The organism is Archangium sp. (genome assembly GCF_036388035.1).
GTDB lineage: Bacteria > Myxococcota > Myxococcia > Myxococcales > Myxococcaceae > Archangium.
This window is the reverse complement of record NZ_DASVSO010000245.1, coordinates 1-10,813: the sequence shown is the minus strand read 5'-3', so window position 1 is coordinate 10,813 and position 10,813 is coordinate 1. Positions and strand designations below refer to the sequence as shown.

Genomic DNA, 10,813 nt, shown 5'->3' with positions numbered 1-10,813 from the left:
GGTGAGGTGCTCCCAGGTGAAGGGCGCGGGCGCCGAGGGCGTGAAGAAGCGGTGCTCCACCAGGAGCTGGTTGCCTTGCAGCAGGTACGTCAGCTCGCGCTGCGAGGCGCTGAGGGAGATGCCATAGCCAGTGCTGGCCAGCACCATGGGCGCGGACTCGGAGCGGTGCAGCAGCGTCAGGCGCTGGCGGAAGTGGCGTCCCTCGGGATGCTGATGGTCCACCGGTTGGTCGAGCTCGATGCGGAAGAAGCGCGTGCCGGGGATGCGGGTGGCCGCCTCGGTGACGGACAGCACTCCCGGCAGGGCGCGCAGCCGCACGAGGAGGTCGGCGGCCTCGGAGGCCGGGGCGGACAGCGCGGGCGAGGTGGGCTCGGGGGTGGAGGCGGTATGGGCGTGGGCCTGGAATTGCAGTGCCAGCAACGGGGCGATGATCGCTCCCGCGAGATGGGACGACATTTTCATGGGCTGCTCCTGGGTATGACACGGGCTGGGTCCCACTCCGGCCCGCGGGACACGACCCCGAACTTATGGGAGAGGGCTGACATCAGGTCGCCAGCCTCTCCGCCGCCGCAGCGGTCGGAGGGTCGCTCGTCCAGCAACCGACATGACCCGGTCGTGCATCACATGGGACGCCCGTGGACTCTTCCCGGGGGTCACCCATGGAGCCATCGATGCGGACCCAGGCAGTGCACGTGGCATCCCCCGAGTCGGAGTCCCCCGCGAGGCCCGTCCTGGCCGAATGCCCGCAGCTGGAAGCCCTGACGGTGGAGTCCCTCATCGTGCCGGTGTTGCAGGCGCAGCTCGAGGCGATCTGGCCGCAGGAAGTGGACCTCCTCCGCCGTTACGCACTGCCCGCGGCGCCGGCCCTCCTCGACGTGGGCTGCGGCACGGGCGAGTTCGTGGCACGGCTCGCGGCGCTCTGGCCGGAGGCGCGCATCACGGGATTGGATCTCGCGCCCACGCTGCTGGACATCGCCCGGCGCCGCACCGCCTCCTCCGAGCGCATCACCTACCTCGAGGGAAACGGGGCCCACCTGCCCTTCGAGGATGGCTCGCTCGATGGAGTGTTCTGCCGGCACGTGCTGCACGCCGTCAACAGGCCCGAGCTCATCCTCGACGAGATGATCCGCGTCCTGAAGCCGGGCGGTGTGCTCCACCTGCTCGCGGAGGACTACGGCATGATCTACAGCTCCCGAGGCGACCCGGACCTGGACAGGCTGTGGCGGGAGGGTTGGATCGCCGCCGGAGAGAACAGCGGCATCGACCTGCGCATCGGCCGGAAGGTGCCCGCGATGCTCCTGCACCGGCGAATGCGGGAGGTCCGGATGAGCTTCGCCCAGGTCGACTCCCTGCGCGTGAGTCGAGGCACCCTCTCGGGGATCTTCCAGCACTGGAAGGCCTTCGCCAACGACTGGGTGGCCAAGAACGCCAGCCTGCCCGCGAGGGAGTTGAACACCCTCCATGAGGACCTGCTCGCCACGCTCGATGACCCCAACGAGCACGTCCTCTGGATGGTGCCCCTCATCTCCGCGGTGAAGCCCGTGTGAGCGGAGCCGTCACGGCGGGGAACGGGCCCCCTCGCTCAGGGGCGCCACACGAGCCCGATGCCCACGAGCGGTGTGTCGCCATCGACGAGATCCGAGATGACCTCGTGGAGCGGAACGTTGAGCTGGACATTGAGCCCGAGCTGCTCGGCGAAGAAATAGCGATAGCCGAGCGCCGCCTGGGCGGAGAAGCGCGCGCTCCAACTGGACGCCGTGGCGTGGTCCTGCCCCTGCCGGTAGGTGCGTTCACCTCCGACGAAGCCGACCCTCACGCCGAGTTGGACGCCCATGTAGAGATGCCAGCGGCGGCCTCCGGGAAACGCGTAGCCCGCCAGTCCCTGCGTATCGGAGCGCACCGTGGTCCAGTCGCCCACCAGGGTGGCCCAGCGGGTGATGGCGTGCTCGCGAGCGCCCACGTAGAGGCCGTTGTCCCAGCGGTGAATCGCCTGCACGGACAGCCCGGGTCCCCAGTAGGGCGTGGGGAGGGGCGCGAGGTCGTTGTAGAGGTCGAGCTGGAAGTCGATGAGCGTGTCGGCGGCACGAGCGGGCGCGCCGAGCAGAAGGAGCCCCAGGAGGAGCACACCGCGCGGCATCATCGGGGATTCTCCCGGCCGAGGAAGAAGACCAGCGCATCGGTCATCGAGACATAGGCGCTGCTGACGTGACCCAGGCCGGGGTAGCGCTTCGCTCCCCAACGAAGACCCGGGTAGTGGCGGGAGGTGAACCGCTGCTCGAAGAGCGAATACGGCGCGAGGATGTCGAGGTGCTCCCAGGCCCCCACCGAGCTCCACACTCCCGCGGGCAGGTCGGCGTGCGTGCTCGCGTACTCCTCCTCCCATCCGAGGGGCAGCCCGTCGTCGTACCAGAGCGAGGGCGAGAGCAGGCCATGGTTGCCGAACAAGCCGGGCCGGCGGAACAGCAGGTACGACGTCGCGAGCCCTCCCAACGAATGGCCGAGAATGGTCCGTTGAGCCGGTGTGTTCGTGATGGGAAACCTCGCCTCGAGCGAGGGCAGGAGCTCGCGCTCGAGGAAGTCGACGTAGCGCTCGAGCCCGCCTCCGGAGGAGAACTCGCGGGTGGCCGTCGGCGTGAAGTCCGTCCCACGCGTGTTTTCCCGCGCGGAGTCGATGCCGACGATCACGGCCGCGCGGACCTCGCCCGCGTGCAGCTTCTCGTCGAAGTCACTCGCGACCGAGGCGAAGTAGGCACCGCCATCGAGGACGAGCACGAGCGGCAGGTCGGCACCGGCACCCGGTGGCACGTACACGTCGAGGATGTAATCGCGTCCGAGAAGCGCCGAGTAGACGCTCTCGCGCGTCGTCTTCGGTCCACCGCAACCGGCGAGGGAGAGCAGCGCGAGCAGCACGAGCCCCCTTCTTCCAAGCGGAAAAGAACTCCCAGGAATCAGTGACATGACAGACCCCATTCCAGTGATCCAATTTGCCTGGATTCATTCAATACCCAGGGAAGCGGATTTCGTTCCGGAAGAGGCATGCACCATGAAACGACACCTGTGGAAGGTCTCCCTGAAGGCCGTGTTGCCTGGAGTGCTGCTGGCCGCCTGTGGCGGTCCCCTCGAGAAGGGAGAGGCCCCTACCGAGGAGCTCCTGGGCACCCAGGAAGCGGCCCTCTGCTCCGGGGCGAGCGTCAGCTCCCTCACCATCACGAGCTTCGGCACGTACGGCGGCGAGGCGTCCGGTAGCGGGACCTGGACGGTGACCTACCCGGCCAACGGCATCCACCTGGACTACTACATCGATGGCATCAAGCGCGGCGAGCAGGATCTCCAGGGCAACAGCAGCCGCTCCGGCTCCTGGGCCTTCACCTACAGGCCCGTGAGCTGCGGCCAGGCGCACTCCTTCGAGCTGAAGGCGTATCCCCTCTCCATCCTCAGCACCAGCATCGACCGCTGCCAGACCTCCGGCCCCTCGGCGGCGAGCGCGACCTTCAGCGAGGCGTGCCCGACCAACACCCTCTCCTGCACGCGCAGCTCCTCGACGGAGATCAGCTGCACGGGGAACGGTGCCGGCGGCACTGGCGGCCCCTACACCGGGCAGTGGCAGAGGACCGAACAGAACCACACCACCGGCGCGTTCTATCAGAGCGGCTGGTACTCGGGCCTCCTGACGAGCACCTTCTACTGCCCCCAGGGAGTCCCCCTCCTCGCTCCCACCAATTCGGATCTGCTCATCGAGTTCAAGGCCCGTGACGCCAACGGCCTGGAGTCGAGCTCGCTCTCCCACACCTATCCCTGCAGGTTCTGATTCGGTGACGTCCTGGGACGCCTGGACTACTCGGTGCGCCCCCGGGAGAAGTGGCGCACCGAGAGGACGGCGAGCACCACCAACCCCGGGAAGAAGAGCAAGGAGCCCAGTTCACCGCCATCGGCGATGAACAGGTACCAGAACGTCAAACCTCCCGAGAGCCACAGCGGCAGGGAGCGCGGCACGTCTCGACGCGCGGTGCCCCACAGCAGGACGAGCACGAGCAGGAACAACGCCACCGTGGCGAACGACGCGAGCGTCTGGTTCTGGCCCGCGACCTCATAGCTGAAGCGGGTGACGGCGAGCGGGTTGTACTCGTTCTGGAGGGTGCCCGCGAAGCGCTGGTCGGCGAGCACGTTGGTGTCCTGGCTGATGTAGCGCGTGGACCACCCACCGAACTCGCGGCTCCCGCTCGCCCAGGGCAGCAGGAGTGAGAACACACACACGCCCGCCGCGCCCAGCACCAGCAGGAGCCGATCGCGCGCAACGGGCGGAGGCTCCAGCCAGCGAACCTGCTCGATGCCCAGGAGGACGGCGGCGGCGAGCCACAGGGGCTGCACCACCCCGCAGCCGAGCTGCAGCGTCGCCTGCGCGCAGGTGAGCACGGCGAACAGCAGGGGCACGAGCGGGTGCCGCGTCACCGCGGGAAGGCGCTCCACCACGGGCCACCCGGGCAGCCCGGCCGCGCGCCGCTCCTCGGCAAGCACCAGCACGGCGCCAGCCAGCATCACCAGCGACCAGAAAAGGCCGATGCCCGCGACGGGCGGGAGGACCGAGAGCCCGATGGCGAGGAGGACCAGCAGGGCCCCGAGCTGCGTCCGCGAGCGACGCGGCTGGGCGGAGGTGGCCTGGGCGGACCCGGAGGGAGCGGACCCGGAAGCCTCTTTCGCCGGCGGCGAGAGGCGCTTACCGCAGGAGGGGCAGAAGGAGCGGAGGCTCCCAGCGGGGAGAGCCTGGCCACACTGAGGGCAGAACATGGGCCCCACTATAGCCGCGGCGACTCAGCTCGCGCTCGACAACCCCGGCAGCCGCGTCTTCAGCGAGGGCAGCACCACGCGGTCGTCCATCATCCGCTGGTCGAACACGAAGCTCTCCGTGGGCTCCACCTGCCACCGGCCGCCGTGCCGCTCGTTCAGCGCGCGGACGATCTCGTAGTAGGTCCACCGCTCGTTCGCGTCGAGCATGTAGAGCCCCGGCTCCGCCCACGCGAGCGCCAGCAGCGCCCTCACGGTGTCATCGAGGAAGGAGCACGCCGGGTACCACCGGGTACTCGCCTCCACCCTGCCCCGCTCGCGCATCTGCGCCTCCAACGAGGCCAGCATGTTGTTACCCGAGGGCTGGTCGTCGATCTGCCACCCCAACCGCACCACGCGCGCCTCGGGGTTCTGCTGGAAGACCCGCTCCTCGGCGCGCCGCTTCTCATACCCGTAACCCTCGGGCGCCTCCGGCTCCGAGTCCACCGTGAAGGGCCCGGGCGCCTGGTCCGAGAACACCATCGCCGTGCTGGAGAACACGAAGCGCACGCCCTGCTGCCGGGTGATCCACGCCAGCTCGCTCGTCCACTCGTAGTTGACGAGCCACGACTCGTTGGCCCTCCCCGTGGGCCGGGACGCGGTGGCCAGGTGGAACAGCACGTCGGGCGCCACCGAGCGGACGAAGCCCTCCATCGCCCAGTAGTCATCCACCGGCACACGGCTCCGGTCCCAGCAGGCCACCTCGACACCGTGGCGCTGGAGGTACTCACACAGCCGCGCGCCGACCGTGCCGTTCGCACCCGTGACGATGGCTCTCATTTCCGTGTCTCCGCTCGGCCCGGCACCGCGCTCCTACTGCGTCTTCCGCCCCTTGTGCGTCCGCGGGAGCGCGTGGTGGATGAGTCCCAGGTAGTCCACCGCCTGCGCCGGGGGCGGGGGCGGGGGCGTGCCCAGCGCGGCGAGCCGCTTGGTGAAGGCCGAGATGATGTCCGGCACCGGCCGCAGCGCCTGCATGAGCGCGTTGGGCCCCTCCAGCGCCTGCACCAGCGCGCCCGCCGCTTGCTGCAAGGGCAGGCCCCGGCGCAGCAGGTCCTGGAACGAGTTGGACAGCGTGATGATGTTGTGCCCCGCCGTCTGCACCATCTCCACGGCGATCTTGATGACCTGGGGGGCCGTCAGGTGGCCGTCGGCCAGCAGCACGAGCGCGGCCTGGAAGTAGTTGAAGATGGGCACCACGCGCGGGCCGTAGTTCGAGAAGTGCGCCGGCGGCGTCAGCTTGTCCAGGTGGATGAAGATGCGCCGCACCGGGTCCGACACCGGGATCTTCTTCCACGAGGACAGCACCCGCTCGGCCTCGTCGGGATACACCCCGGCCGTGTCGAGGATCTGCTTGAGCACCCGCTCGTCCACGCGCCCGGCGATCATGTCCGCGAAGAGCGAGTAGATGAAGGCGTCCGCCTCGGCGTCATCGCCGAAGAGCACCTCCTCGGCCTCCACGGGCGCGTGGGCGCGGCTCTCCAGGATGGCGGGCAGCTTGTAGCCGACCTGCCCGCGCAGCGCCCGGAATCGCCCGCGCATCAGGTTGCCCACGTTGTCCTTGAGGACGAACTCGTCCCACACCACGCCGTCCAGCTTGAGCTTCTCCTCCAGCACCGAGCGCAGCTGCTTGGGGCTTCCAGAGACGATGCACAGCCGCGTGTCGCCATTGGACGCCAGCTCGCGAATGAGCGCGGACGCACCCGGCACCGCCTGCTTCTCGTGCGCCTTCTGGAAGGCCGTGCGCAGCAGGTCCCGCAGCGAGTCGAACTCCGTCTGCAGGTACGTCTTGTCCAGGTCCCAGCGGTAGATGCGCCGCGGGGGCCTGGGATCGATGCGGTCCGGCAGGCTCACCGCGGAAGACCCTGCTGGATGGCCTTGCCCAAGTCGTGCGCCACCGCCTTGGCGGCCACCTTGCCGGCGTTGGCGATGGCCCTCGCCTTGGAGCGGCCGTGGGCCTTGATGAAGATGCGGTCGAAGCCGAGCACCGGTGCGCCCCCGTACTGCTCCCAGTCGGTGATGTCCTTGATGCGCTGGATGCCGCCGGAGAGCATGGCGAGCCCCGCGCGCCAGCGCAGGCTCTCCTTGTATGCGTACTGGGCCAGCTCCACCACCGTCTCGTGGACGCCCTCGAGCATCTTCAGGCACACGTTGCCGACGAAGCCATCCGTCACCACCACGTCCGCGGTGCCCTTGGGGATGTCCACGCCCTCCACGTTCCCGATGAACTGGAGCCCGGACATGCCCGCGAGCACCGCGTGGGCCTCCACCACCTGGCGCGGTCCCTTGTTGGGCTCGGTGCCGTTGGAGAGCAGCGCCACCCGGGGGTTGCTGTTCTTGGAGATGATGCGCGCGTACGCCGCCCCCATCACCGCGAACGTCACCAGGTCCTCCGCGGTGGCCTCCACCGTGGCGCCCACGTCGAGGATGAGCGAGAAGGGATCCTCGTTCTCTCCGCGACGGGCCCGCGTGGGGTACACGGCCGCCAGGGCCGCGCGCCGCACCCCCGGCAGCAGCTTGAAGTGCCGCGCGCACGAGAGCACGCACGCCCCCGTGTTGCCGGCGGACACGAGCGCATCCGCCTCGCCCTCGGCCACGAGCCGCGCGGCCACGGACACCGACGCGTCGGGCTTGCGCGCCAGGGACTCGCCGGGCTTCTCGTCCATGCCGACGAACTCGGAGGCATGCTGCACCGAGATGCGCTCGCCGCTGTGCTTCGTGCCGGCGAGCGCGTCGTCAATGACGGCTCTGTCCCCCACCAGCAAGGTGTGGATGTGAGGTGATTCCAACGAGAGCTGCGCGGCCCCCCTGACTACCTCCGCGGGGCCGTGATCGCTCCCCATCACGTCGAACGCAATGGTGATGAGCTTGGTGGCCATGACGGCATCATCCTACAGGTTTGTGAAACGCGAGGGGGCTGGACCCGCTCGGGTCCAGCCCCCGGGGAACGAACTGCCAGGCAGGCTCAGTTACTCTCGCTCGCCTGGATCGTCCGGTTGGCGGTGTCGCGCTGGATGCAGCCCTTGGTGAGCGTGTACTGGTAGGTGCCCAGCTCGTCGCGCCAGTACTCGCCCTCGTACGGCCAGTAGAGCTGGTCATCCGCCACGGCGACCGAGTACTTGTACTTCTTCACGACGGAGACGCTGCCGCCGGCCTTGAGCTGCTCCTCGAGGAACTCCTTCTCCTTGGAGACGGTCTCGAACTTGATGCGCAGGCCGTTGGCCAGCAGCTGCTTGAGGGCCACGAGCTCGCCCTCCAGCTTGCCCTTGGCCATGATGCCGGCCTTCTCGATGAGGCCGGTGCGCTGCACCTTCAGGCCCTCCAGCAGCTGCTTGGACAGCTCGGAGTAGCGGAAGGTGTCGCCCTTCTCGCCGAAGGCGTCCATCTCGCCCTCCAGCTCGAGGATGGACTCGTTCGTCTTCTTCAGGTCCTGGTCCGTGAGGGCCAGGCGCAGGATGCGCTCGAGGATGACGTCCGTCTCGGCCTTGTCCAGGCCCTCCTTGTTCTTCTTCTGCACGTCGGAGAGCACGCCGTAGTACTCGCTGGCCTCCAGTTGCTTCTTGGTGATCAGCTCGAGCTGATCATGCACGGGCAGGTAGGTGCGCTCGAAGTCCTGGAGGATGAGGCTGGACTCGCGGTAGCGGCAGTTCTCGTAATAGATGACGGCCTTGAGGATGAGCGCCTCGGGGAAGTACTCCTCGCGGAAGAAGGGCGAGGAGAGCGTAATGAGGTTGCCGAGCGCCTGCTCGTACTGGCCCACGCGGTAGTTGGCCCAGCTCGACTCGAACATGGACTCCAGCCACTGCGAGGTGCCGCGCTCCACCTTGTTGAAGTAGAAGAGCGCGTAGCGGTTCTGCTGCATGCCGTAGTGGGTACGGGCCAGCTGCATGAAGGCCAGCTCGCGCAGCTTCTGGTTCACCGCGGCCTGCTCGGCGTCCAGGCCACCCATGGAGCGGGTGACGCGGACGATCTCCTTCATGGCCTCGATGGCGCCCACGGTGTTGATGTCCGCGCGCTTCTCGGCGGCGTTCTTGGCCCGGTTGCCGAAGCGGAAGAAGGACAGGCCCTCGAGGTACTTGGCGCGAGCGTAGAAGACGTCCGTCTTCGGGATGAGCAGCGTGAGCCGCTTCACCTCGTTGAAGCTCTTGTCCGCGTCCTCCTGGCGGCCCACCTGGTCCAGCGCCTTGCCACGCACGAAGTGGTAGCGGGCCAGCAGGTAGTGGAACTCGGTGCGGAAGCGCTCGGGGAACTCCTGGTTCGCGTACTTGGCGATCTCATCCAGGATGACGGTCTCGTTCTTCGTCTTGCGGCTGATGAAGAAGAGCCACTCCAGGCTGGTGCGGAAGAACTTCGTCTCCGGACCGACGGCCAGGATCTTGGAGAACTCGCCCAGCGACGAGTGGTACAGGCCCATGCGGTAGAGGGCCTTGGCCAGCACGTAGCGCGCCTCCAGGTGGAGGCCGGCGAGCTTGGCGTCCTGGAGCATCTCGAAGGAGCTCATCGCCGCCTTCTCGTACTCCTCGTTCTTGAAGAGCGAGATGGCCACGTCGAGGCGCTGGCGATCCCCACTCTTGCCGGACACGTCCACCGCGTCGAAGGACATGGTGGGCGCGGCCTTGGGCGTGGAGGGGGTGTCCGCCGTCAGATCCAACCCCATGCCCATGCCGGAGGTGGAGTCCGGCTGGGCCGCCGGGGTTGCGGGGGTCCCCGTGTCGACGGGGGTGGCGCTGGAAGAAGAGCTCGCGTCCGCGCCCGAGTCATCGGAGTCGTCCTCGGCGGGCTGAGTGCCCGTGGGCTTCTTGCCGCCCGAGGGCTTACGGGGGGTGGGCTTCTTCTTCTTCTTCTTGGACGGCTGGGAGAGGTCCAGACCCTCGAAGTTCTGGGCGGGCGAGGGGTTCGCCCACGCCAGCGTGAGCCCGAGGACGGAGAGGCAGAGCGGCCGGAGCAGACGTTTCATGACTCAGGGTGGACGGTAGGGAAGAAGAAGGAGACACCCAGCTCGAACAGGAGCTGGTTACGAAGCATCTGGGTCGGATTCACGGCCTTCTCGACGTAGATGAGGTCGCGGAACTCGGTGCGCACCGTCATCCAGCGGTTGACGAAGAAGCGCATGCCCACGCCGACGTTGCCGCCCGGGGTGAGCAGCGCCGACTGGGCGGGCCCGCGGTACTGCACCGCGGTGACGCCGCCCACGCCGTACAGGTCGAAGTGGAGGAAGCGCTCGGCCAGCAGGGAGATCTTCCCGTAGATGGGGGCCCACTGGACGTCCAGCCCGCCGATCAGCCGGATCTCCCCGGGCGCCCCGCGCTCGCGCAGCTCCGCGAGGGTGGGCAGGTTGCAGCCCTCGGCGACTTTGCAGATCTGCGCCGTGCCGGACACCGTGGGGATGGAGTAGCCGGCGCGCAGGCTCACGCCCAGCGTCTCCATGGGGTGGTAGGTGAGCGTGGCCCCGAAGATGTACTTCGAGAAGAAGGCATCCGTGAGGGACAGGGTGGCCGAGGGGCTGAACTCGAAGCGGCCCTTCTTGAGGAAGAGGTGGCCGGAGACGGGCTGCACGCGCTCGCGCAGGGGCCCGAGGCGATCCTTGTCCACCTCGGACACGTCACCTGCCTCCTGCTCGGAGCCACCGGAGGTGGAGGGGGCGGGCTTGGCGGCGGGCGCGGGCGCCGACTCCTGGGCCAGGACGGGCGCGGACGTCAGACAGAGCGCGAGCAACAGACGACGGGCGGCGGTCTTCATTCGGCCTCCCGGCCCGTCGACTTCAGCGGGAAGAAGATGGAGATACCGGCATTGAGGGTCATGATGTTCTGGGTGGCGCCCTTGCTGGTGTTGAGCGGCTGGTCCACGTAGGACGTGTTGATGAACGCCACGTTCACCGCGAGGAAGTCACGGGCCACGAAGCGCAGGCCCAGGCCCAGGTCGGCGGCGAGGCTGGGACCGCGGACCTCCACCTTGGACGTCACGGGATTGGTCGTCTCGATCTTCGACGTCTCGG

10 protein-coding genes and 2 pseudogenes are annotated in these 10,813 nt (G+C 68.3%); 2 read left to right on the top strand and 10 right to left on the bottom strand.

From position 1 onward, the window contains the following. Positions 1-462 (bottom strand): annotated as a pseudogene (locus VF697_RS10645) (hypothetical protein); the annotation flags it as partial. Between the two features lie 209 nt (positions 463-671). Between VF697_RS10645 and VF697_RS10640 the strand changes: the two are divergent. Further along, on the top strand, positions 672-1,547 hold the full coding sequence (locus VF697_RS10640; RefSeq protein WP_331093902.1) for a class I SAM-dependent methyltransferase: 876 nt from the start codon (positions 672-674) through the stop codon (positions 1,545-1,547). Between the two features lie 35 nt (positions 1,548-1,582). On the opposite strand, the gene VF697_RS10635 is transcribed toward VF697_RS10640, so the two are convergent. Together VF697_RS10635 and VF697_RS10630 are read right to left on the bottom strand one after the other, a co-directional pair. Further along, a complete protein-coding gene (locus VF697_RS10635) occupies positions 1,583-2,140 on the bottom strand; it encodes a hypothetical protein (protein ID WP_331093900.1) in 558 nt (185 codons plus the stop codon). Beyond that, positions 2,137-2,910 (bottom strand): alpha/beta hydrolase, encoded by a 774-nt coding sequence (locus VF697_RS10630; RefSeq protein WP_331093898.1) that lies wholly within the window; start codon positions 2,908-2,910, stop codon positions 2,137-2,139. The genes VF697_RS10635 and VF697_RS10630 overlap by 4 nt, the downstream gene beginning before the upstream one ends. A gap of 133 nt (positions 2,911-3,043) precedes the next feature. On the opposite strand from VF697_RS10630, the gene VF697_RS10625 reads away from it, so the two are divergent. After that, positions 3,044-3,808, top strand: coding sequence for a hypothetical protein (locus VF697_RS10625; RefSeq protein ID WP_331093895.1), 765 nt, complete (start codon positions 3,044-3,046; stop codon positions 3,806-3,808). Between the two features lie 26 nt (positions 3,809-3,834). Here the strand turns inward: VF697_RS10625 and VF697_RS10620 are convergent, their stop codons facing one another. The 7 genes and pseudogenes from VF697_RS10620 to VF697_RS10590 form a co-directional block, all read right to left on the bottom strand. After that, a complete protein-coding gene (locus tag VF697_RS10620) occupies positions 3,835-4,785 on the bottom strand; it encodes a zinc ribbon domain-containing protein (RefSeq protein ID WP_331093893.1) in 951 nt (316 codons plus the stop codon). Between the two features lie 24 nt (positions 4,786-4,809). Beyond that, positions 4,810-5,601 (bottom strand): NAD(P)-dependent oxidoreductase, encoded by a 792-nt coding sequence (locus VF697_RS10615; protein WP_331093891.1) that lies wholly within the window; start codon positions 5,599-5,601, stop codon positions 4,810-4,812. Positions 5,602-5,634: 33 nt separating this feature from the next. Continuing rightward, entirely contained in the window at positions 5,635-6,672 is a 1,038-nt protein-coding gene (locus tag VF697_RS10610) for a phosphatase domain-containing protein (RefSeq protein ID WP_331093890.1), read from the bottom strand. Then, on the bottom strand, positions 6,669-7,697 hold the full coding sequence (gene plsX, locus VF697_RS10605; protein WP_331093887.1) for a phosphate acyltransferase PlsX: 1,029 nt from the start codon (positions 7,695-7,697) through the stop codon (positions 6,669-6,671). The genes VF697_RS10610 and plsX overlap by 4 nt, the downstream gene beginning before the upstream one ends. 86 nt (positions 7,698-7,783) lie before the next feature. Beyond that, positions 7,784-9,775, bottom strand: a complete 1,992-nt coding sequence (gene gltC, locus VF697_RS10600) for an adventurous gliding motility protein GltC (RefSeq protein WP_331093885.1) — start codon at positions 9,773-9,775, stop codon at positions 7,784-7,786. Then, positions 9,772-10,557 (bottom strand): outer membrane beta-barrel domain-containing protein, encoded by a 786-nt coding sequence (locus VF697_RS10595; protein WP_331093883.1) that lies wholly within the window; start codon positions 10,555-10,557, stop codon positions 9,772-9,774. Before VF697_RS10595 ends, gltC begins: the two co-directional genes overlap by 4 nt. Beyond that, positions 10,554-10,813 (bottom strand): annotated as a pseudogene (locus tag VF697_RS10590) (hypothetical protein); the annotation flags it as partial. The pseudogene VF697_RS10590 and the gene VF697_RS10595, both read right to left, overlap by 4 nt.